The sequence below is a fragment of the Mongoliimonas terrestris genome (assembly GCF_001927285.1).
Classification (GTDB): domain Bacteria; phylum Pseudomonadota; class Alphaproteobacteria; order Rhizobiales; family Pleomorphomonadaceae; genus Chthonobacter; species Chthonobacter terrestris.
In genome coordinates this window covers 306,315-327,758 of sequence record NZ_MSIG01000004.1, presented here as the reverse complement: position 1 = coordinate 327,758, position 21,444 = coordinate 306,315, and the positions used below count along the sequence as shown (strand labels likewise).

Here is a 21,444-nt window from a genome sequence, read left to right as displayed (position 1 = left end):
CCGCGTCCCATCCGATCGAAAGCCTCACGCCATGCGCGTCCCGCTCTTCCTGGCGCTTCTCACCACCACGGTCCTGGCCGCCGCGCCGCCGCCGGCCGCCGCCGCGGACCCCGTACCGGCCGCCGCCGCAACCACACCCGCCGCGCCCGCCATCTCGGTCGTCGCAGCCGTCCGCCGCGAGATCGCGGCCGAGACCGTCGTCACCGGCACGCTGATCGCCCGCGAGGAGGTCCGCGTCGGCGTCGACCTCGACGGGCTGCGCATCGAATCCGTGCTGGTCGACGAAGGCGACACGGTCGCGGCCGGCGACGTGGTCGCCCGCCTCGCCACGGACACCATCGAAATCCAGCTCGCCCAGAACACCTCGCAGATCGCCCGCGCCGAGGCGGCCATCGCCCAGGCGCGCAGCCAAATCGCGGAGGCGGAGGCTGCGGCCGACGAGGCGGCGACCGCGCTCACCCGCGCCCGCGCCCTCAACGAGAAGGGCTTCACCAGCACCGAGGTGCTGGACCAGCGGCAGGCCGCCGCCACCAGCGCCGCCGCCCGCCTGAACAGCGCCCGGCAGGGCCTGGCCGTCGCCGAGGCGGATCTGGCGCTCGTCCGCGCCCAGCGGTCGGAACTGGAACTTCGCCAGTCCAAGTCGGACATCAAGGCCCCGGCCGCCGGCCTCGTCCTCACCCGCGAGGCGCGCGTGGGCGCGATCGCGTCGCCGGGCGGCGGGCCGCTCTTCACCATCGCGCGCGACGGCCTGATCGAGCTCGACGCCGAGGTCTCCGAGACGGCGCTCGGCCGGCTTTCCGTCGGCCTCGTCACCCGAGTGACGCCGGCGGGCTACACCGAGCCGGTCGCGGGCCGGATCCGGCTCATCTCGCCGGTGGTCGACCAGATGTCCCGGCTCGGCCGGGTGCGCATCGAACTGCCGATGGATCCGGGGCTGCGCAGCGGCGCCTTCGCGCGCGGCGTGGTGGAGATCGCCAAATCCACGGGCGTCGTGGTGCCGGTGTCGGCCGTGCTGATCGACAACGACGGCACCGCCACCATCCAGGTGGTGAAGGACGGCAAGATCGAGACCCGGACCGTGACCCTCGGGCTCACCGGCACGGGCGTGCTTGAAATCCGTGACGGCGTCGCGGAAGGCGAGAGCGTCGTCGCCCGCGCCGGGACATTCGTGCGCGACGGCGATCTCGTCACGCCGGTGGTGGCGACCAGCGAAGGGGCGAAGGGATGAACTGGAACATTTCCGCCTGGGCGATCCGCAATCCGGTCTTCCCGATCCTGATGTTCGTGGTCCTGATGGCGCTCGGCTACGTGTCCTTCATGGGCCTGCCGATCACCCGCTTCCCGAACATCGACGTGCCCGTGGTGGCCGTCACCATCACGGACAACGGCTCGGCTCCGGCCGAGCTGGAAACGCAGATCACCAAGCGCGTCGAGGACACGGTTGCCGGCATCACCGGCGTCAAGAACGTGACCTCCACCATCACCGACGGCCAGTCCACCACGGCGATCGAGTTCCGCCTGGAGGTCGACACGGACCGGGCGGTCAACGACGTGAAGGACGCCATCGCCAAGGTCCGGGGCGACCTGCCGCGCACCATCGACGAGCCCATCATCCAGCGGATCGACGTGGAGAACCAGGCGATCGTCACCTACGGCGTCGCCTCTCCGGGCAAGACCCTGGAGGAGCTGTCCTGGTACGTGGACGACACGGCGGTGCGGGCCATCCAGGGCCTGAAGGGCGTCGGGCGCGTGGAGCGCATCGGCGGCGTAGAACGCGAGATCCACGTGTCGCTCGATCCGGACCGGCTGATGGCGCTCGGCATCACCGCCGCCGCCGTCAACGAACAGCTGCGCGCCACCAACGTGGACCTCTCCGGCGGTCGCGGCGAGGTGGGCGGCCAGGAGCAGGCCATCCGCACGCTCGCGGGTGCCCGCTCGGTGGCGGATCTCGCCGACACCCGCATCACCCTGCCGGGCGGCCGGGAGGTGCGGCTCCATGAACTCGGCACCGTCAGCGACGCCTGGGAGGAGCCACGCTCGTTCGCCCGCCTCAACGGCGAGCCGGTGGTGTCCTTCTCGGTTTATCGGGCCAAGGGCGCCAGCGACGCCACCGTGGCGGACCTCGTCGCCGCCAAGGTCGCCGAACTCGGCGCGGCCGATCCGAACGTCGACTTCAGCCTGATCGACAACTCGGTCGCCTACACCTACGGCAACTACGAAAGCGCCATGCACACCCTCATCGAGGGTGCGCTTCTCGCCGTCATCGTGGTGTTCATCTTCCTGCGCGATTTCCGGGCCACCATCATCGCGGCGGTCGCCATGCCGCTGGCCGCCATCCCCACCTTCTGGGCGATGAGCATGATGGGCTTCTCGCTGAACCTCGTCAGCCTTCTCGCCATCACGCTCGTCACCGGCATCCTGGTGGACGACGCGATCGTGGAGATCGAGAACATCGTCCGCCACATCCGCATGGGCAAGAAGCCCTACAAGGCGGCCATCGAGGCGGCGGACGAGATCGGCCTCGCGGTCATCGCCATCACGCTCACCATCATGGCGGTGTTCGCGCCGGTGAGCTTCATGGGCGGCGTCGCCGGCCAGTACTTCAAGCAGTTCGGCCTCACCGTGGCGGTGGCGGTCTTCTTCTCGCTCCTCGTCGCACGCCTCATCACACCGATGATGGCCGCCTACTTCCTGCGCGACCACGGCCACGCGGAGGAGAAAGACGGGCTCATCATGCGCGGCTACACCGGGTTCCTGCGCGGCACCTTGCGGTTCCGCTGGATCACCCTGGTGGCCGGCATCGGGCTCTTCGCCACCTCCATCTGGAGCATGCAGTTCCTGCCCACCGGCTTCATTCCGGCGGAGGATGCCTCGCGCATCGTCGCCTCGGTGGAACTGCCGCCGGGCGCCAGTCTGGACGACACGGTGAAGACCACCGACGACATCAAGGCGACGATCGCCGACCTGCCGGAGGTGGCGAGCGTGTTCGTGATGGGCGGCACCTCGCCGACCGGCACGCTGGAGGTGCGCCGCGCCGCCGTGATCATCAACCTCACCCGCAAGGGCGAGCGCGAACGCAGCCAGCAGGTGATGGAGGACGTGATCGCGGCGCGCTTTGCCGCCATCCCGGACATCCGCTGGTCCTACGTCAACGACCGCGGCGAACGGGAACTCTCCGTCGGCCTGATGAGCCGCGACGGCGAGGCGCTCTCCGACGCGGTGGCGGCGCTGGAATCCGACATGCGGCGCGATCCGATGTTCTCCAACCCGTCCGCCGCCGCCGCCCTCGACCGGCCGGAGATCCGCGTGATCCCCGACCTCGACAAGGCGGCCGACCTCGGCGTTTCGCCGGAGGCCATCTCGCAGACCGTCTCGGTCGCTACCGTGGGCGCCCAGGGCTCCAGCCTCGCCAAGTTCACTGTCGGCGACCGTCAGATCCCGATCCGGGTGGAACTGGAACGCATGCACCGGGCCGACCTCGCGGTGATCGAGAACCTGCGCGTGCCGACCGACCGGGGCACCACGGTGCCGCTCGCCTCGGTGGCCGAGGTGCGGTTCGGCCAGGGACCGTCGTCCATCAACCGCTTCAACCGGGAACGCCGGGTGGTGGTCGGCTCCGACATGGCGCCGGGCTTCGAGATCGGCCAGGGCCTGGAGCGCATCAAGGAACTGCCGGCGGCCGTGAACCTGCCGGCGGGGGTGCGGATCCAGGAGGCCGGCGACGCGGAGATCATGGGCGAGGTGTTCGCCGGTTTCGCGGCCGCCATGGGCGCCGGCATCATGATGGTGCTGGTGGTGCTGATCCTGCTGTTCGCCAGCGTGTTCCAGCCGCTCACCATCCTGGCGTCCCTGCCCCTCTCGGTCGGCGGCGTGGTGGTGGCTCTCCTCGTCACGCAGAACGCGGTGTCCATGCCGGTGGTCATCGGCATCCTGATGCTGATGGGCATCGTGACGAAGAACGCCATCATGCTCGTCGACTTCGCGGTCGAGGAGGAGCGCAAGGGCGTGCCCCAGTTCGACGCCATCGTGGACGCGGGGCGCAAGCGCGCCCGGCCGATCATCATGACCACGCTCGCCATGACGGCCGGCATGGTGCCGGCGGCGCTCGCCACCGGCGAGGGCGGCGAGTTCCGCGCGCCGATGGCGATCGCGGTGATCGGCGGCCTTCTGGTCTCCACGGTGCTGTCGCTGATCTTCATCCCGACCGTCTACACCCTGATGGACGACCTCGGGCGGCTGGTGGCGCGCATCTTCGCCTGGGCCTTCCGGCCGAACGCCCCGGAGGAGGAGGAGCCGGTGACCGCCTCGGTCCACGGCGGCGCGGTGGCGGTGCACGACCCGCGCGTCACCCATCTGCCGGTCCGCCCGGCCGTGGTGACGCCGCCGGCCCCGATGCGGGAGGCGGCAGAATAGGCGCGGCTGAAAGCATCCGAAACACGAGACACGGGGGCGGCGACGCCCCCGTTTTCGTTTGACCGTCTCGGCTGGTCGACGGGCTCAGAACCCGGCCGTCGGCCGCAGACCCGCTCCGGCAAGCGGTTCGGCGGGTTGCGCGGACGGCTGGGCCTTCGCCGCCGGCGCGGATGCTCCCGGCGCCGGACCCTTGGCCGGAGCGGAAGGCTTTGCCGGAACGCTGGGCGGCGACGGGGCGGCGGGCTGAACGGCCGGTGGGGCCGTCGCCGCTGGCTGCGTGGCGGCACCCTCAGGGATCGAACCGGTCGCGACAGCGTCGGCCGCAACCGGAACGGTGCGGCCTGGGCGGAAGCGTTGGGCGTAGGTGATGCAGTCGTCGATCACCGGCGTGCAGAGGGAGTCTCGCCCGCGCGGCCCGTCGTTGTCGCCCGCATAGGCCACCCGGTCGACGCGGCCGTCCTTGAAGCGGACCTGCACGCGGCAAGAACCGCCGGACGACATGTTGACCGCCGTGTTGGCGGCCCCGAACAGCACGGGCGTGGAGACCGTGAGGCCATTGCCTTTGGTCTCCTGCTCGTAGCTCCACACGGTGACCCCGTCCTCGGTGGACGTACGGTCCGGGAACCCGGCGCACATGCGCACGTCCTGGCCGGAGAGGCCGACCATGGCGGTGCGGGCCACTTCCACGGTGCTGAAGTCGTAGCGGGCGGTACATCCGGTGATGGGCAGGAGCGCCCCCAGAAGGAGGGCGCCGAGAGCGAGCCCCCCGGGGGCGGTCGGTCGAGCCATGAAAAGCGGTCCGTCTCGTCGTCCGGTCACGGTCCCGTCGGGATCGGCGACCGTTTGGCACGGGCGGCCGGCTGTCGGCCGACCGCGCAGGGCGAACCGATGGCCATGACGTCGAAACGCCGGTCAGGCGGTGCGGAAGCCGCCTTCGACGAGACGGTACGCCCCGAACAGGACCATCGGGATCAGGGCCACCAGAGCCATGCTCTGATGAAGGGTCAGAAAGACCGGGGCCGACGTGGCGGCATAGGCGGCAAGCACCGTGAGGCTTCCCACGACAACCATTGCGATCCACCACAGCATAAGTGTGGCGACAGCAAGGGCGCCGCGAATGGCCACCGGCACGACCGCGTCCTTGACGGTGTCGATCATGGTGTCCTCGAAAAGAGCATTGGGTCGCGTTCACGCCACAGCGATTGTGCAGCGCATCCAAGCCTTGAAAACGCATCGGACCGCATCCGGTTCCGTGGCGGATTTCGGCGGAAATGCGGCTTCTTCAAGCCTCCTCGCCTTCCTTTGCCTCAAGCGGAACCGAGCCCCTTCAACCTCGTTACCGGACCGGGCGGGCGGCGAACGATGGAGGCAACCACATGCGTCGCCTGGAAGCGCTTGATGGCCTCAGAGGCTACTTTCTCGTCTTCATGGTGCTCAACCATCTGGTGTTCACCGGCGGCTATCTGCTCGTCAAGGTGAACCACCAGGAACTCGGCTTCGTGCAGGACGCGCAAGGCTTCGTCTTCCTGTCCGGCCTGCTCGTCGGCATGGTCTACGCCGGCCAGATGAAGAAGCGCGGCTATGAGGTCGGCGCCGCCAAGGTGCGCGGCCGGGCGCGCGAACTCTACGGATGGGAGCTGTTCTGCCTCGTCGCCATCCTGGGTCTCGGCCTCCTGATGGCCGAGAGCAGCACCTTCTGGGAGCCGTGGCTCTGGCAGCTCGCCGACAACAACCTGTCGTTCGTGCTCGCCACCGCGACCCTCCTCTACCAGCCCACCTACATGGACATCCTGCCCCAGTACATCGTCTACATGATGGTGGCGCCGCCGCTGGTCTGGCTCTGCGTCACCGGTCGCTGGCATGTGGTGGCGGTCGGCTCCTTCCTCTCCTGGATGGCCGTGCAGTTCGGTGCCCACCTGCCGCTCGCCGACGCGGTGGACCGGGGCATGAAGATGATCGATCCGGACCTTGCGCTCCGCGCCCACTTCAACGTGTTCGCCTGGCAGGCGGTGTTCATGAGCGGCCTCGTGCTCGGCGCCCTCACCACCACCCGCCAGATCGACTGGGACAAGGTGATGAACCCGCGGGCCACCGGCCTCCTCTGGTGCGCCGTCGGCATCGTGGTGTTCTTCATGGCCTGGCGCCTCGGCCGCAGCTTCGACGTGCTGCCGCAGAGCGTGGTGGAGCGCATCGCCGCCACCGAGATCCGCGGCGAGTTCAGCCTCCTCTTCCTCCTCAACTTCGCCGGCGCCGCCTACCTGGTCGGCTGGCTGATGATCGCCGGACCGCGTTCGGAGCACCCGGCGACGCGATGGATCGGCGAGGCGCTGCACTGGCTCTTCACGCTCTCCTTCCTCCGCCTGATCGGCCGCCATTCGCTGCACGTCTACGTCTTCCACGTGATCCTGATCTATCTCCTGAAGGGCTTCGACCACCACTACGGCGCCTTCAACGAAGCGACCAAGACCCTGATCGCCCTCCTCGCGGTCGCCTCGCTCGCGCTGCCGGCGCTCTGGCGGGAATGGCGGACGAACCGGGATCGCACCGCCGTCGCCGGTCAGGCCCGCACCGCCTGACGGACCCGGCGCCCCGGCCATCCTTGGCCGGGCGCCTCACCTCATCTCGGAGATGATGACGTCCAGGCCCGCGGCCCCCGCCGCGGGCCGCATGCGTTCGTGACCGATCCGGCTTTCCTTTCGGTTCAGACGCTTAGCCTCAGCTGCCCATCAGAACCACCTGTGGACGACGCGACTTTCGCCTAAATCGAGTTATGTTTCGCTTGACGTTCGTTTTGTTTCGCTTAGTCTCCCGCTCAAGCAGCCAACAGAAACCAAGATGCTGCACTGCAACAGGGGGCCGGCGGCGATGGCCGACGTGGACGTTCTCATCATCGGTGGCGGCATCAACGGCTGCGGCATCGCCCGCGACGCGGTGGGCCGGGGCTATTCGGTGATGCTGGCCGAGAAGGACGATCTGGCGTCCGGCACGTCCTCGTGGTCGACCAAGCTCATCCACGGCGGGCTGCGATACCTGGAGCACTATGAGTTCCGCCTCGTGCGGGAGGCGCTGCAGGAGCGCGAGGTGCTGTGGCGCATGGCGCCGCACATCATCTGGCCGCTCCGCTTCGTGCTGCCGCACGCCAAGGGCCTGCGCCCGGCCTGGCTTCTGCGCACCGGCCTCTTCCTCTACGACCACCTGGGCGGCCGCAAGCTGCTGCCGCCGACGCGCACCCTCAATCTCGCCACCGACCGCACCGGCGCCCCGCTGAAGGGCGGCTTCCGCCGGGGGTTCGAGTATTCGGACTGCTGGGTAGAGGACAGCCGCCTCGTCGCCCTCAACGCCCGCGACGCTGCCGACCGCGGCGCGACCGTGCTGACCCGCACCCGCGTCACCGGCCTCGCCCGCACCGGGGACGGTTGGCGCGCGACGCTCCAGAGCCCGGAGGGGATCCGCACCGTGACGGCGCGCCTCGTCGTCAACGCGGCCGGGCCGTGGGTGGACGACGTGCTGCGCACCGCGGCCGGCCGGAACGACACCCGCAACGTGCGCCTCGTCCAGGGCTCGCACATCGTCGTGCGCAAGGTGTTCGACCACGACCGGGCCTACATCTTCCAGAACGCCGACGGGCGCATCATCTTCGCCATCCCGTACGAGACCGACTTCACCCTGATCGGCACAACCGACCGGGACTACACGGGCGATCCTGGCAAGGTGGCCATCACCGAGGAGGAGACGGCCTATCTCCTCGCCGCCGCGAGCGAGTATTTCGTCAAGGAGATCCGCCGCGAGGACATCGTCTGGACCTATTCGGGCGTGCGCCCGCTCTATGACGACGGCGCCTCCAAGGCCCAGGAGGCGACCCGCGACTATGTGCTGAAGCTCGACGGGGGCGAGAGCGAGGCCAAGCTCGTCAACATCTTCGGCGGCAAGATCACCACCTATCGCCGGCTCGCCGAAAGCGTCCTTGAGAAGATCGAGGGCATTCTGGGTGCCAAGGGCAAGCCCTGGACCGGCTCCGTTCCGCTGCCGGGCGGCGACTTTCCGGTGGAGGGGTTCGAAGGGCTCGTGGCCGCGCTCCAGGCATCCCATCCGGGCGTGACGCCCGCCGTGGTGCGGCGGCTCGCCCGCGCCTACGGGACGAAGGCCCGCGACATCCTCGGCACCGCCCGCACCGACGCCGACCTCGGCCGCCCGTTCGGCGCCGGGTTGAGCGAGGCGGAGGTGCGCTATCTGGTCGACCGCGAGTTCGCGACGTCGGCCGACGATATCCTGTGGCGGCGGTCGAAGCTTGGTCTGAGGTTTGATCGAAGCGGGCTGGAGGCCCTGGAGAGCTACCTGTCCGGACGGGCAACGGGTCACGCGGCGCACGCCGCCCAGTAGAGAACCGGGCGCGGCTCCGGATCCCGGATCCCCGCGCCCAACGCATGCAGTTCATGTATCTTCGGGGCAACGATCCCCGAGGATCGAAGAACAAGACCGGACCCGCGCCTCGAGGAGGAGGCCGATGTCCGGACAAGGGGAGGACAATGCTGGAACTCGTCGACGTCACCAAGGTGGTGGGCGCTGACACCCATATCGAGGGCGTCTCCATGACGCTGTCGAAGGGGTCGATCAACGTGCTGCTCGGCCCGACGCTGTCGGGCAAGACGAGCCTCATGCGGCTGATTGCCGGGCTCGACCGGCCGACGCGCGGCGACATCCGGATCGACGGGGCGTCGGTGGTGGGCGTGCCGGTGCAGAAGCGCAACGTCGCCATGGTGTACCAGCAGTTCATCAACTACCCGACCCTCAGCGTCTACGAGAACATCGCCTCCCCGATGCGGGTGAAGGGCGCCGACAAGGCGACGGTGGACCGGGAGGTGCGCAAGGCCGCCGAACTCCTGCGGCTCACCGACCACCTGAAGAAGACGCCGCTGGAGCTTTCCGGCGGGCAGCAGCAGCGCACCGCGCTCGCCCGCGCCATCGTCAAGGGCGCCGGCCTCGTGCTCCTCGACGAGCCGCTCGCCAACCTCGACTACAAGCTCCGCGAAGAATTGCGCGCCGAACTGCCGAAGATCTTCGCCGCCACCGGGGCGATCTTCGTCTACGCCACTACCGAACCGACCGAGGCCCTCCTCCTCGGCGGCAACACGGCAACCCTGTCGCTCGGCCGCGTCACCCAGTTCGGCCGCACCATCGACGTGTTCAACCGGCCGGTGGACCTCATCACCGCCGAGACCTTCTCCGACCCGCCGCTGAACACCCTGGCGGTGGAAAAGCGCGGCGCCCTGTTCGGCCATGCGCACGGGCTCACCGTCCCGGTGCCGGCGGACGACCTCGGCCTGCCGGACGGGCGCTACACCATCGGCTTCCGGCCGCACCACCTCTTCCTCGACGCGCCGGGCGGGGCGGCGGTCAGCCTGCCCGCCCGGGTGGCGGTGACCGAGATCACCGGCTCGGAGAGCTTCGTCCATGTGGACGTCGCCGACGCCCGCTGGGTGGCGCTCGCCCACGGGGTGCGCAACTTCGACGTGGATGACCGCATCACCGTGCACGTGGACCCGGACCGCCTGTTCGTGTTCGACGCCGCCGGCCGGCTTGCCGCCGCGCCGCGCGCCCTCCAGGCCGCGTGAGGTTCTGAAAAAGCCATGGCCCGCATCGACCTCGACCACATCGCCCACGCCTACCGGCCGAACCCGACCAAGCCGTCGGACTTCGCCCTGAAGGAGGTGCACCACACCTGGGACGACGGCGGCGCCTACGCGCTGCTCGGCCCTTCCGGTTGCGGCAAGACAACCCTTCTCAACGTGATCTCAGGACTTCTGGTGCCGTCCAAGGGCCGCATCCTGTTCGGCGGCACGGACGTGACGCGGATGCCGACCGAGGCGCGCAACATCGCCCAGGTGTTCCAGTTCCCGGTCATCTACGACACCATGACCGTCTACGACAATCTCGCCTTCCCGCTCCGCAACCGCCATGTTCCGGAGGCGCGGGTGGACGCGGCGGTGCGCGAGACGGCCGAGATGATCGGCCTTACCGACAAGCTGACCCAGCGCGCCCGCGGCCTCACCGCCGACCAGAAGCAGAAGATCTCGCTCGGCCGCGGCCTCGTCCGCCAGGACGTCAACGCCATCCTCTTCGACGAGCCGCTGACGGTGATCGACCCGCACATGAAGTGGCAGCTGCGTTCGCAGCTGAAGCTGCTGCACAAGCGGTTCGGCTTCACCATGATCTACGTGACCCACGACCAGACCGAGGCGCTGACCTTCGCCGACAAGGTGGTGGTGATGTACGACGGCGAGGTGGTGCAGATCGGCACGCCGGGCGAGCTGTTCGAGCGGCCGCGCCACACCTTCGTCGGCTATTTTATCGGATCGCCGGGCATGAACGTGCTGCCGGCCGAGGTGGCCGGCCGCGAGGCCCGGGTCGGCGGCCACGCGGTGCCGCTGCCGCGCGCCTACCGCCGCCCCGCCGGCAAGGTGGAGCTCGGCGTCCGGCCGGAGTTCGTGCGCCTCGTCGACGGCCGGGAGGGCGTGCCCATCGTCGTCACTGGCATCGAGGACGTCGGCCGCTACCGCATCGTCCGGGCGCAGCTCGGCGACCTGGAGCTCAACGCCGTCGTCAAGGAGGGCGTCGCCATTCCGAGCGCGCCCCGGGCGGTGTTCGAGCCCGCCGGCGTCAACATCTACGCCGACAGCCACATCGTCGAGCCGGAGGCCTGAGCCATGGACAAGACCTGGAACAACAAGGCCTGGTTCATGGTGCTGCCGGTTCTGGTGCTGGTCGCCTTCTCGGCGGTCATCCCGCTGATGACCGTGGTCAACTATTCGGTGCAGGACACGTTCGGCAACAACGAGTTCTTCTGGGCCGGCACCGAGTGGTTCAAGGAGACCCTGACCTCCGACCGCTTCCACCAGGCGCTCTGGCGCAACCTGATGTTCTCGGCCATCATCCTGGCCATCGAGATCCCGCTCGGCATCGCCATCGCGCTCACCATGCCCAAGAAGGGCATCGGCGTGCCGGTCTGCCTCGTCCTGATGGCGCTGCCGCTGCTCATTCCGTGGAACGTGGTCGGCACCATCTGGCAGGTGTTCGGCCGGGTGGACATCGGTCTCCTCGGCCGCTCGGTCACCGCGCTCGGGATCGACTACAACTACACCCAGGACCCGATCGACGCCTGGGTGACCGTGATCCTGATGGACGTCTGGCACTGGACGAGCCTCGTCGTGCTCCTCTGCTATGCCGGCCTCGTCTCCATCCCGGACGCCTACTATCAGGCGGCGCGCATCGACGGCGCGTCCAAGTGGTCGGTGTTCCGCCACATCCAGCTGCCGAAGATGCAGCGGGTACTGCTGATCGCCGTGCTCCTGCGCTTCATGGACAGCTTCATGATCTACACCGAGCCCTTCGTGGTCACCGGTGGCGGTCCGGGCAATTCCACGACCTTCCTCTCCATCGATCTCGTCAAGATGGCGGTCGGCCAGTTCGACCTCGGACCCGCGGCCGCCATGTCGATCATCTACTTCCTGATCATCCTCCTCCTCTCCTGGGTCTTCTACACCGTGATGACCCAGGCGGGCGAAGAGCGGCGCTGAGGGCCACCTCCATGACCACCGACGCCTCCACCCTGCCGCGCACCGGCGCCGAGACGAAGACCCGCCCGGTCACCATCGGGGCGGTCCGCAGCAGCCAGCGCAGCCGCTATACCTGGCTGGTGCCGACGCTCTACATCATCTTCCTGCTGTTGCCGATCTACTGGCTCGTCAACATGAGCTTCAAGACCACGCAGGAGATCCTGTCGGTCTTCTCGCTCTGGCCGCAGAACTTCACCGTCCAGAACTATGTCGTGATCCTGACGGATCCGTCCTGGTACAACGGCTACATCAACTCCATGACCTACGTGGCGCTGAACACGGTGATATCCGTGTCGGTGGCGCTGCCGGCCGCCTACGCCTTCTCGCGCTATCGCTTCCTCGGCGACAAGCACCTGTTCTTCTGGCTGCTCACCAACCGTATGGCGCCGCCGGCGGTGTTCGTGCTGCCTTTCTTCCAGCTCTACTCGGGCTTCGGCCTGATCGACACCCACATCGCCGTCGCCATCGCGCACTGCCTCTTCAACGTGCCGCTCGCGGTGTGGATCCTGGAAGGCTTCATGTCCGGCGTGCCGAAGGAGATCGACGAGACCGCCTACATCGACGGCTATTCCTTCCCGAAGTTCTTCGTGAAGATCTTCATGCCGCTGATCGCCTCCGGCATCGGTGTCGCCGCCTTCTTCTGCTTCATGTTCTCGTGGGTCGAGCTCCTCATCGCCCGCACGCTCACCACCACCGACGCCAAGCCCATCGCCGCCACCATGACCCGCACCGTCTCCGCCTCCGGCCTCGACTGGGGCGTGCTCGCGGCGGCCGGCGTGCTCACCATCATCCCCGGCGCGCTCGTGATCTGGTTCGTCCGCAACTACATCGCCAAGGGCTTTGCCCTGGGGAGGGTGTGATGGCGGGCGGGGATTGCGCCGAAGGGCGGAGATTCGCTTTTCTTCTGGGGAGGAGGTTCACCCCTCTCCCCAACCCTCTCCCTCAAGGGGAGAGGGAGTCGGTTGGCGGCAAGCGTAGCGCGGGTGTCCGCGATTGCACCCGAACCTTTGCGGTGCCCCCTCTCCCCTTGAGGGAGAGGGTTGGGGTGAGGGGTGGAACCGCCAGCGCCCACCGACACCTCACCGCCCCCACCCCACTCCACCCAACCGGAGCACGATGATGGACCTCTCCTGGATGGCCTGGACTTGGCCGACCGCGCTCTTCTTCATCGCCATCTTCACGATGATCGCCGGCATGGGCGTGTGGGAATACGCGGTGCCGGGCGGCAGCCCGCGGGTGGGCGTCCTGCGCTTCGAGACAACGCGCGGCGACCGGCTGTTCATCTCGCTGCTCGGCGCCGCCTTCATCCATCTCGCCTGGCTCGGCTTCACCGACATGGAGCTCTGGTGGGCGACGGTGATCTCGGTCGTCTACGCGGTCGCGGTGTTCCGGTTCGTCTGAGCCGGGGCCGCCGATCGCAGGATTTTCGCCGGATTTCAATCCGGCCAGACATTTCAGGCCGCCGCGGCGGCCGTCCGGCGGGAGGTGCCGGTCACGACGCGGCGCTTGGGACATGCGGGACCGGATCCTTCAACGGAACGCGCCCCGCGGTGTGGAAGGCCCGAGATCAATCGGGCACAACTGGGAGGACAGTGCATGCGCAACTTTCTCATGACCACGGCAGCCGCCGCGGTCGTCATGTCTTTCGCGTCCCCCGCCTTTGCGGACGTGGAAGCGGCCAAGCGGTGGATCGACAGCGAGTTCCAGCCCTCCGCCCTCTCCAAGGAGGAGCAGCTGGCCGAGATGGAGTGGTTCATCAAGGCCGCCGAGCCCTTCAAGGGCATGGACATCAAGGTGGTGTCGGAGACGATCACCACCCACGAGTACGAGGCCAAGACCCTCGCCAAGGCTTTCGCCGAGATCACCGGGATCAACATCACCCATGATCTCATCGGCGAAGGCGACGTCGTGGAGAAGCTGCAGACGCAGATGCAGTCGGGCGAGAACGTCTACGACGCCTACATCAACGACTCGGACCTGATCGGCACCCACTGGCGCTACCAGCAGGCCCGCAACCTGACCGACTGGATGGCGGGCGAAGGCGCCGACGTCACCAATCCGGGCCTCGACATCGACGACTTCGTCGGCAAGTCCTTCACCACCGCGCCGGACGGCAAGCTCTACCAGCTGCCCGACCAGCAGTTCGCGAACCTCTACTGGTTCCGGTATGACTGGTTCAACGACGAGAAGAACAAGGCGGACTTCAAGGCCAAGTATGGCTACGACCTCGGCGTGCCGGTGAACTGGTCGGCCTACGAGGACATCGCCGAGTTCTTCACCGGCCGCGAGATCGACGGCAAGAAGGTCTACGGCCATATGGACTATGGCAAGAAGGACCCGTCGCTCGGCTGGCGCTTCACCGACGCCTGGCTCTCCATGGCGGGCAACGGCGACAAGGGCCTGCCGAACGGCCTGCCGGTCGACGAGTGGGGCATCCGCGTCAACGAGAAGTCCCAGCCGGTCGGCTCGTGCGTCGCCCGCGGCGGCGACACCAACGGCCCGGCGGCCGTCTACTCGATCACCAAGTACCTGGACTGGCTCGGCAAGTATGCCCCGCCGGAAGCCCAGGGCATGACCTTCTCCGAATCCGGCCCGGTGCCGGCGCAGGGGGCGGTGGCCCAGCAGATGTTCTGGTACACGGCCTTCACCGCCGACATGGTCAAGGAAGGCCTGCCGGTGATGAACGACGACGGCACGCCGCGCTGGCGCATGGCTCCCTCGCCGAAGGGCGCCTACTGGCAGGACGGCATGAAGCTCGGCTATCAGGACGCCGGCTCCTGGACGCTCCTGAAGTCGACCCCGGCCGATCGGGCCAAGGCCGCCTGGCTTTACGCCCAGTTCGTGACGTCGAAGACAGTGGACGTGAAGAAGAGCCACGTCGGCCTCACCTTCATCCGCGAGTCGACCATCCGCCACGAGAGCTTCACCGAGCGCGCGCCGAAGCTCGGCGGCCTCGTGGAGTTCTACCGCTCGCCGGCCCGCGTGCAGTGGTCGCCGACCGGCACCAACGTGCCGGACTACCCGAAGCTCGCGCAGCTGTGGTGGCAGGCGATCGGTGACGCGTCCTCGGGCGCCAAGTCCGCCCAGGAAGCCATGGACAGCCTCTGCGAGGAGCAGGAGAAGGTGCTCGCCCGTCTGGAACGCGCTGGCGTCCAGGGCGACATCGGCCCCAAGCTCAACGAAGAGCAGAGCCTGGAGTACTGGGTCGAGCAGGCCAAGGCGAACGGCACCCTGGCGCCGCAGCCCAAGCTGGAGAACGAGAAGCCCCAGCCGATGACCGTCAACTACGACGAGCTCGTCAAGAGCTGGGCCGACGCGAAGTCCAACTGACCTGACGGTCCGTTCGAACCCTTGACTGAGGACGGCCGGCTTCGAAAGAAGCCGGCCGTTTCGCATTTCCGCGGCGCGGTCGAGCCGCCCCCTCCGCCACGACCGCGCAGCCCCCAACCTCCACCGTCCACCCACCAACTGTCATCCCGGCGAACGCCGGGATCCAACCGTCCGGCGCGTCATCCTCGCCGGTGCGGGAGATATCACCGTCGGCTGGACCCCGGCGTTCGCCGGGGTGACGGTTCGCGAGCGAGCGTGAAGGCAATCGGCCACGTTTCCGAGCGGCGAACAATCAAGCCAGCCGAGATGTCGCCCCTCCGCCAACACCCCCCGCCGGAACATCGCCTCCCCGGATCCGTTCACCCACCAAGCCGCCGCGGCGGCACGGGAGCGGGAGGACGTCATGGAAATGCTGGCGCGCGGGGGCTATGCGGCCCGGGGCGTGGTCTACGCCATCGTGGGCTATTTCGCCGTGCTGGCCGCCATCGGCAGCGGCGCGACCAAAGACACGGACGACGCGCTTTCGGTCGTGTTCGGCGGTCCGTTCGGCACCATCCTCATCGGCGTGCTGGCGCTCGGCCTGATCGGCTACGCCATCTGGCGCTTCATCCAGGCGACCGCCGATCCGGATCACTTCGGCACCGGCGCGAAGGGCCTCGCCATCCGGGCGGGCTTCCTCGTCACCGCCGTCACCTACACCGGTCTGGCGCTCACTGCCGCAGGCGCCGCACTCGGCATGGCGTTGGCCGGCGGTGGCGGTGGGGACGGCGGAACCGCGGCGGACCTGCAGCGGCAGGCGGTCGGCTTCCTCGGCGGCCGGGTCGTGGCCGGGCTGCTCGCCGCAGTCTTCATCGGCGTCGCCGTCGCGCATGGGGTGAAGGCGGTCCGCTGCACCTACGAGCGCTACCTGAAGGCCGACGCGGACACGCGCGACCGGATCCGGCCGATCGCCCGGGCAGGCCTTATCGCGCGCGGCGTCGTCTTCTTCATCATCGGCGGGCTGATGGCGATCCGGGCTTGGACGGCGAGCGACACAGGCGAGCAGCCGCCCACCCTGAAGGAGGTGCTGGACATCGTGCGCACCATGCCGGCCGGCACCTGGATCCTCCTCGTGATCGGCCTCGGCCTGATCGCCTTCGCGGTCTACAGCTTCATCGAGGCGGCGTACCGGCGGATCGACGTGGATACGCAGGACATCCCCGGCGCCACGCGCCTGAAGAATGCCGCCCGCATAGGCTGACCGCAGATCTCTCAACCTCAGCCAAGCTCGAACGTGGTGATGCCGTAGATGCGGGAGAGGTCGAGAGATGGCGGCGGTCCCTTGTACATGCGCGCCGTCTCGAACACCGGCTGAAGGCCGAGCCCCGCCGCGAGCGCCAGAGCCGCGGCGTTCGGCTCCGGCGGATCCAGGAAGACCGGCCCGCCGGCCGCGACCCCGGCGAGACCAGAGGCGAGCGCCGCCGCAATGGCGGGCGTGTCGGCGAAGAGCGGCCCGATCTTGGCGCCCTCCCGGCACGAGCGGATCACCCCGTAGCCCCTGACCGCGCCACCCTCCACATAGGCGAGCGCCCGCCGCGACGGGCCGGCCACCCAACTGCGCACGAACTCCGCCCGCGGGCCAGGAAAGAGCGCCGCGTCATAGGCCACCACCGCGTCGACGAGCGCGCCTTCCGGCGCCATCACGGCCGGATGGCGCGGACCGGCGACCGGCAGCGGCCCCCCGAACCGCACATTGCGGTGGGCAAAGACGAAGCCGGAGCGGCGGTAGGCGTCCTGCTGGGCGACGACCCCGTCGAGGCCGACGGTGCGCTCACCGAGGTGCGCCATGCCGGCCTGCCAGAGCCGCCAGCCGTAGCCGCGGCCCCGAAGGTCCGGCCGCACGATGTAGAAGCCGAGGAAGCCGAACCGGTCGCCGTAGCGCACCACCGAGATCGAGGCGGCGAGGCTGTCGTCCGGCAGGAACACTCCGAGGAAACCGTCCGGGTCCGCGGCCCGGAAGACCGGCGCGTCGGCAAGGCCGGGGTTCCACCCCTCCGCCGCCGCCCACGCGACCGCCTGGTCCAGGTCGTCCGCCGTTAGCGGGCGGATCAGGGCATCCGGCATGGCAGGTCTCCGGTTCAGCCCGGCGCGAAGCCGGCGAGCAGCCCTTGATAGACCTTTGGCGGCGGCGGCGCATAGGTGCCGGTCTTCGATGTGGTGAGGCCGAGGCCGATGAGCGCCTCCGCCTGCTTCACGGCGGCCGCCACCCCGTCCACCACCGGCAGGCCGTAGTGGCGCGTGAGGTCGCGGGCAAGATCCGCCATGCCGGCGCAGCCGAGCACGATCGCCTCCGCCCGGTCCTCCGCGATGGCCCGTTCGATCTCGGCGGTGAGCTTGGCTCTCGCACCCGAGGCCGGATCGTCGAGCGCGAGCACCGGCACGTCGGACGCCCGCACGCGCACGCGGGCCGCGTAGCCGTATCGACTGACGAGATCCTCGATCGGCACGATGGAGCGCGACAGCGTGGTGACGATGCTGATCCGCTTGGCGATCTGGCCGGCGACGAGCAGCGCCGCCTCGCAGATGCCCACCACCGGGATGGTGGCGAAGGCCCGGGCGGCGTCGAGGCCGGTGTCGTCGAAGCAGGCCACGATGGCGGCGTCGGCGCCCTCCGCCTCCCCTGTCCGGATGGCGGCGATCAGGCCGGGCACCGCGAACGCCTCGTCATAATAGCCCTCCACGGACGCCGGGCCGTGGGCAGCGGTCACCGGCACGATGACGGTGCCGGCGGCGGCGACCGAGCGCGCGGCGCCGGCCGCCGTCTCGGTCATGGCGGCGGTCGTGTTCGGATTGACGACGAGGATCTTCATGGGGATTCCGATGCGCAAGCGCTTCCCGTCAGTGGCCGGACGCCAGGGGTCAGGCGCCGGAGGCCGTGAGCCGGCGACGGTTGATGATCGTGATGGCGATCAGCGCCGTCAGGATGATGGCGAAGGAGAAAGCCGTGGTGACGGTGCCGAGGGCGTAGAGCACCGGCGTCGTCACATTGGTGGTCATGCCGTAGATCTCCAGCGGCAGAGTGTTGAAGCTGCCGGAGGTCATCAGCGTGCGGGCGAACTCGTCATAGGAGAGCGTGAAGCCGAAGAGGCCGACGCCGACCAGCGGCGGCGTGATCATCGGCAGCACCACGTGGGCGAAGGTCTGCCAGGGCGTCGCGCCGAGGTCGCGCGCCGCCTCCTCGTAGGCGGGCGAGAAACGGTTGAACACGGCGAACATGATGAGGAGGCCGAACGGCAGCGTCCAGGTGAGGTGGGCGCCGAAGCCGGACGAGTACCAGGCCGGCCGGAAGCCCGTGACCTGGAAGAGGAGGCCGATGCCGAGCGACACCAGGATGGACGGCACCACGAGGCTCGCGATCGTCACGTAGAAGAGCACCGTGGAGCCGACGAAGCGCCGCCGGAAGGCGAGCCCGCCGAGGAGCGAGACCACCACGGTCGTCGCCATCACCATCAGGCCGAGCAGGAAGGAGCGGGTGAAGGAGCCGCCGAAGTCGCCGACCGCCTGGGTCTCGAAGAGGTTCGCGAACCAGCGGGTGGAGACCCCGTTCATCGGGAAGGTCAGCCCGCCGTCCGGCCCTTGGAAGGAGAGGATCAGGATGGTGGAGAGCGGCCCGTAGAGGAAGAGCACGAAGAGGACGAAGAAGGCCGCCAGCACGTAGAAGCCGAAGCCGCGGGTTTCGGAGGGCATGGGCGTCAGAGCTCCTTGCGGATGTCGACGACGCGCACGATGGCGGCGACGATCATCAGGACGACGACGAGCAGAACCACCGCGTTCGCCGCCGCGGCCGGGTATTGCAGCAGCGAGATCTGGTTGGCCATCATCAGCCCGACCGAGGCCGACTGGCCGCCGGACATGAAGCGCACGGTGATGAAGTCGCCCATCACGAGGGTCACCACGAAGATGGACCCGATGGCGATGCCCGGCTTGGCGAGCGGCAGGATGACGTTGGTGAGGATCTGGAAGCCGCTGGCGCCCGCGTCCCGCGCCGCCTCGATCAGGGCGCGGTCGATGCGCATCAGCGTGTTGAAGATCGGCGTCACCATGAAGAGCGTGTAGAGGTGCACCATGGCGAGCACCACGGCGAACTCGGAAAAGAGCAGGAATTCCAACGGCGCCGGCACGATCCCGGCATCCACCAGGGCGGTGTTGAGGAGCCCGTTGCGACCGAGGAACGGGATCCAGGAGATCATGCGGATGATGTTGGAGGTGAGGAAAGGCACGGTGCAGACGAGGAAGAGCACCGTCTGCATGGTGGCCGTCCGCACATGGAAGGCGAGGAAATAGGCCACCCAGAACCCGACGAACAGCGTGATCGCCCACACGATGAAGGTGAACTTCAAGGTGTTGAGATAGGTCTTCCAGGTGACGAAGGAGAACAGCGTCTCCTCGTAGTTGAACGTCACGAAGTCCGGGTAGATGCGGATGGAATCATAGTCCCAGAAGGACACCATGACGATCACGGCGATCGGCACCACTAGGAAGACGCCGAGGATCAGCGTCAGCGGCAGGGCCTGCAGGTAGGGCGCGACGCGGTGGGCGAAGGTCATGGGGCGGGAGTCCGGGCTGGGGCTTGGGTGTGGGCGGAGGGTCACCCCCACCCCGGCCCTCCCCCTCGAGGGGGGAGGGAGTCTCGCAAGCTTGGACGGGGCAGCGCCTGAACCGCCGGCCGTCCCCTCCCCCCTTGAGGGGGAGGGTCAGGGTGGGGGGAGGAACCGCCACGATCGACGACCGCCCCCCACCGCCATCACGCCGCGATGAACTCGTTCCACTTGCGGACCATGTAGCGGTCCTCGTCCATCACCGAGTTCCAGCAGGCGACCTTGCCCATGCGCTCGTAGAACGAGCCGCCGTCGCGCACGGAGCCGGCCTTCTCCATCACCTTGCCCTCCGGCGAGAGGATGTCCTTCTCGGCCGGCTTGCCTTCCATCCAGAAGGCCCACTCGTAAGGCTCCATGAAGGCTTTGGCGGTGTCGAGGCAGGCCGAATAGTAGCCCTGGCGGTTGAGGTAGGCGCCGACCCAGCCGGACATGTACCAGTTGATGTACTCGTAGGCGGCATCAAGTTCGAGGCCCGACAGGCCCTTGGCGATGCCGAGACCGCCGCCCCACGAACGGTAGCCTTCCTCGAGCGGCTGGTAGACGCACGGGATGCCCTTGGAGCGCACGGCGGCGACGGCCGGCGACCACATGGACTGGATGATGACCTCGCCGGAGGCCATCAGGTTCACGCTCTCGTCGAAGGACTTCCAGAAGGCGCGGAACTGGCCCGCCTTCTTGGTCTCGATCAGGAAGTTGATCGTGGTGTCGATCTCTTCCTTGGTCATGTTGCCCTTGTCGGCATACTTGGCGATCCCGGCGCTCTCGCAGATCATCGCGGCATCCATGATGCCGATCGACGGAATGTTGAGGATCGAGGTCTTGCCCTTGAAGGCCGGGTCGAGGATGTCGGCCCACTTGGTGATCGGCCGGCCGACGAGGTCCGGGCGGATACCGAGGGTGTCGGCGTTGTAGATGGTCGGGATCATGGTGAGCCAGTTGGTCGGCTCCTTGGCGAACTCCACCGAGTCCTGACCCGTCACGAAGCCCACCGTGTGCGGGGCCGTGCCCTGGGCGATGGCGCTCTCCGGCGTCAGCTTGCCGGTGACGAACAGCGGCACGAGCTTGTCGAAATACTTCATCTTGGAGACGTCGAGCGGCTGCATCACGCCGGCCGGGAAGACCTTCTTGCAGATCCAGTACTCGATGTCGGCGATGTCGTAGCTGTCCGGCTGCGTCACGGCGCGCTGGGTGACGGCGTCGCTGTCGAGCGCCGTCATCTGCAAGGTGAAGCCGAGGTCTTCCTTGCACTTCTCCGCGATGGCGTTGATGTTCGACACGCCGGTGCCCATCTGGCGCAGCGTCACGTCCTTGATGTTCTGCGCCCAGATGGTCGGGAAGCCCGTGATCGCGCCCGAACCGGCGGCGAGGCCGACGGCGGCGGCGCCGCCCTTCAGCAGGCTGCGGCGGGAGACGCCCGCGGCGGTGTCAGTCTTGATGCTCTCGGTCATTTC

General features: G+C 68.3%; 18 protein-coding genes. 11 read left to right on the top strand and 7 right to left on the bottom strand.

Features of this window, described 5'->3' with window-relative positions:
- The first annotated feature begins 31 nt into the window (after nt 1–31).
- Both BUQ68_RS08030 and BUQ68_RS08025 read left to right on the top strand, forming a co-directional pair.
- A complete protein-coding gene (locus tag BUQ68_RS08030; protein ID WP_075215406.1) occupies nt 32–1,228 on the top strand; it encodes an efflux RND transporter periplasmic adaptor subunit in 1,197 nt (398 codons plus the stop codon).
- Entirely contained in the window at nt 1,225–4,413 is a 3,189-nt protein-coding gene (locus BUQ68_RS08025; RefSeq protein WP_075215405.1) for an efflux RND transporter permease subunit, read from the top strand. The genes BUQ68_RS08030 and BUQ68_RS08025 overlap by 4 nt, the downstream gene beginning before the upstream one ends.
- An 84-nt stretch (nt 4,414–4,497) precedes the next feature.
- On the opposite strand, the gene BUQ68_RS08020 is transcribed toward BUQ68_RS08025, so the two are convergent.
- Both BUQ68_RS08020 and BUQ68_RS08015 read right to left on the bottom strand, forming a co-directional pair.
- Nucleotides 4,498–5,202, bottom strand: coding sequence for a hypothetical protein (locus tag BUQ68_RS08020; RefSeq protein ID WP_075215404.1), 705 nt, complete (start codon nt 5,200–5,202; stop codon nt 4,498–4,500).
- A gap of 123 nt (nt 5,203–5,325) precedes the next feature.
- Nucleotides 5,326–5,571 carry a hypothetical protein gene (locus tag BUQ68_RS08015; protein WP_075215403.1) on the bottom strand — a complete coding sequence of 82 codons (246 nt, stop codon included), beginning with the start codon at nt 5,569–5,571 and terminating at the stop codon, nt 5,326–5,328.
- A 218-nt stretch (nt 5,572–5,789) separates the two neighbouring features.
- Between BUQ68_RS08015 and BUQ68_RS08010 the strand changes: the two genes are divergently transcribed.
- The 9 genes from BUQ68_RS08010 (at nt 5,790) to BUQ68_RS07970 (ending at nt 16,596) form a co-directional block, all read left to right on the top strand.
- Nucleotides 5,790–6,989, top strand: a complete 1,200-nt coding sequence (locus BUQ68_RS08010) for an OpgC family protein (RefSeq protein ID WP_075215402.1) — start codon at nt 5,790–5,792, stop codon at nt 6,987–6,989.
- A 289-nt stretch (nt 6,990–7,278) separates the two neighbouring features.
- On the top strand, nt 7,279–8,793 hold the full coding sequence (gene glpD / locus BUQ68_RS08005; RefSeq protein WP_075215401.1) for a glycerol-3-phosphate dehydrogenase: 1,515 nt from the start codon (nt 7,279–7,281) through the stop codon (nt 8,791–8,793).
- 146 nt (nt 8,794–8,939) lie between these two features.
- Nucleotides 8,940–10,025: an ABC transporter ATP-binding protein gene (locus BUQ68_RS08000; RefSeq protein WP_075215400.1), complete on the top strand. Its 1,086-nt coding sequence runs from the start codon at nt 8,940–8,942 to the stop codon at nt 10,023–10,025.
- A 15-nt stretch (nt 10,026–10,040) separates the two neighbouring features.
- Nucleotides 10,041–11,114, top strand: coding sequence for an ABC transporter ATP-binding protein (locus BUQ68_RS07995; protein ID WP_075215399.1), 1,074 nt, complete (start codon nt 10,041–10,043; stop codon nt 11,112–11,114).
- Between the two features lie 3 nt (nt 11,115–11,117).
- Nucleotides 11,118–11,987, top strand: a complete 870-nt coding sequence (locus tag BUQ68_RS07990; RefSeq protein WP_075215398.1) for a carbohydrate ABC transporter permease — start codon at nt 11,118–11,120, stop codon at nt 11,985–11,987.
- 11 nt (nt 11,988–11,998) lie between these two features.
- A complete protein-coding gene (locus BUQ68_RS07985; RefSeq protein ID WP_245293196.1) occupies nt 11,999–12,886 on the top strand; it encodes a carbohydrate ABC transporter permease in 888 nt (295 codons plus the stop codon).
- Between the two features lie 259 nt (nt 12,887–13,145).
- Nucleotides 13,146–13,427: a DUF2160 domain-containing protein gene (locus BUQ68_RS07980; protein ID WP_075215397.1), complete on the top strand. Its 282-nt coding sequence runs from the start codon at nt 13,146–13,148 to the stop codon at nt 13,425–13,427.
- A 195-nt stretch (nt 13,428–13,622) separates the two neighbouring features.
- On the top strand, nt 13,623–15,356 hold the full coding sequence (locus tag BUQ68_RS07975; RefSeq protein WP_075215396.1) for an ABC transporter substrate-binding protein: 1,734 nt from the start codon (nt 13,623–13,625) through the stop codon (nt 15,354–15,356).
- 403 nt (nt 15,357–15,759) lie between these two features.
- Entirely contained in the window at nt 15,760–16,596 is an 837-nt protein-coding gene (locus BUQ68_RS07970; protein ID WP_075215395.1) for a DUF1206 domain-containing protein, read from the top strand.
- A gap of 17 nt (nt 16,597–16,613) precedes the next feature.
- Here the strand turns inward: BUQ68_RS07970 and BUQ68_RS07965 are convergent, their stop codons facing one another.
- The 5 genes from BUQ68_RS07965 to BUQ68_RS07945 form a co-directional block, all read right to left on the bottom strand.
- Nucleotides 16,614–17,459, bottom strand: a complete 846-nt coding sequence (locus tag BUQ68_RS07965) for a GNAT family N-acetyltransferase (RefSeq protein ID WP_075215394.1) — start codon at nt 17,457–17,459, stop codon at nt 16,614–16,616.
- A 14-nt stretch (nt 17,460–17,473) separates the two neighbouring features.
- Entirely contained in the window at nt 17,474–18,205 is a 732-nt protein-coding gene (locus tag BUQ68_RS07960; protein WP_175577762.1) for an aspartate/glutamate racemase family protein, read from the bottom strand.
- Nucleotides 18,206–18,254: 49 nt separating this feature from the next.
- Nucleotides 18,255–19,082 (bottom strand): ABC transporter permease, encoded by an 828-nt coding sequence (locus tag BUQ68_RS07955; protein ID WP_075215393.1) that lies wholly within the window; start codon nt 19,080–19,082, stop codon nt 18,255–18,257.
- A 5-nt stretch (nt 19,083–19,087) separates the two neighbouring features.
- Entirely contained in the window at nt 19,088–19,942 is an 855-nt protein-coding gene (locus tag BUQ68_RS07950; RefSeq protein WP_075215392.1) for an ABC transporter permease, read from the bottom strand.
- A gap of 197 nt (nt 19,943–20,139) precedes the next feature.
- Nucleotides 20,140–21,441: an ABC transporter substrate-binding protein gene (locus tag BUQ68_RS07945; protein WP_075215391.1), complete on the bottom strand. Its 1,302-nt coding sequence runs from the start codon at nt 21,439–21,441 to the stop codon at nt 20,140–20,142.
- Nucleotides 21,442–21,444: the final 3 nt, after the last annotated feature.

What these genes read in the sequence shown, in the direction of transcription:
- BUQ68_RS08030 (WP_075215406.1), top strand. Translation starts at nt 32, where the DNA reads ATGCGCGTCCCGCTCTTCCTGGCGCTTCTCACCACCACGGTCCTGGCC.
- BUQ68_RS08025 (WP_075215405.1), top strand. Translation starts at nt 1,225, where the DNA reads ATGAACTGGAACATTTCCGCCTGGGCGATCCGCAATCCGGTCTTCCCG.
- BUQ68_RS08020 (WP_075215404.1), bottom strand. Translation starts at nt 5,202, where the DNA reads ATGGCTCGACCGACCGCCCCCGGGGGGCTCGCTCTCGGCGCCCTCCTT.
- BUQ68_RS08015 (WP_075215403.1), bottom strand. Translation starts at nt 5,571, where the DNA reads ATGATCGACACCGTCAAGGACGCGGTCGTGCCGGTGGCCATTCGCGGC.
- BUQ68_RS08010 (WP_075215402.1), top strand. Translation starts at nt 5,790, where the DNA reads ATGCGTCGCCTGGAAGCGCTTGATGGCCTCAGAGGCTACTTTCTCGTC.
- glpD (WP_075215401.1), top strand. Translation starts at nt 7,279, where the DNA reads ATGGCCGACGTGGACGTTCTCATCATCGGTGGCGGCATCAACGGCTGC.
- BUQ68_RS08000 (WP_075215400.1), top strand. Translation starts at nt 8,940, where the DNA reads ATGCTGGAACTCGTCGACGTCACCAAGGTGGTGGGCGCTGACACCCAT.
- BUQ68_RS07995 (WP_075215399.1), top strand. Translation starts at nt 10,041, where the DNA reads ATGGCCCGCATCGACCTCGACCACATCGCCCACGCCTACCGGCCGAAC.
- BUQ68_RS07990 (WP_075215398.1), top strand. Translation starts at nt 11,118, where the DNA reads ATGGACAAGACCTGGAACAACAAGGCCTGGTTCATGGTGCTGCCGGTT.
- BUQ68_RS07985 (WP_245293196.1), top strand. Translation starts at nt 11,999, where the DNA reads ATGACCACCGACGCCTCCACCCTGCCGCGCACCGGCGCCGAGACGAAG.
- BUQ68_RS07980 (WP_075215397.1), top strand. Translation starts at nt 13,146, where the DNA reads ATGGACCTCTCCTGGATGGCCTGGACTTGGCCGACCGCGCTCTTCTTC.
- BUQ68_RS07975 (WP_075215396.1), top strand. Translation starts at nt 13,623, where the DNA reads ATGCGCAACTTTCTCATGACCACGGCAGCCGCCGCGGTCGTCATGTCT.
- BUQ68_RS07970 (WP_075215395.1), top strand. Translation starts at nt 15,760, where the DNA reads ATGGAAATGCTGGCGCGCGGGGGCTATGCGGCCCGGGGCGTGGTCTAC.
- BUQ68_RS07965 (WP_075215394.1), bottom strand. Translation starts at nt 17,459, where the DNA reads ATGCCGGATGCCCTGATCCGCCCGCTAACGGCGGACGACCTGGACCAG.
- BUQ68_RS07960 (WP_175577762.1), bottom strand. Translation starts at nt 18,205, where the DNA reads ATGAAGATCCTCGTCGTCAATCCGAACACGACCGCCGCCATGACCGAG.
- BUQ68_RS07955 (WP_075215393.1), bottom strand. Translation starts at nt 19,082, where the DNA reads ATGCCCTCCGAAACCCGCGGCTTCGGCTTCTACGTGCTGGCGGCCTTC.
- BUQ68_RS07950 (WP_075215392.1), bottom strand. Translation starts at nt 19,942, where the DNA reads ATGACCTTCGCCCACCGCGTCGCGCCCTACCTGCAGGCCCTGCCGCTG.
- BUQ68_RS07945 (WP_075215391.1), bottom strand. Translation starts at nt 21,441, where the DNA reads ATGACCGAGAGCATCAAGACTGACACCGCCGCGGGCGTCTCCCGCCGC.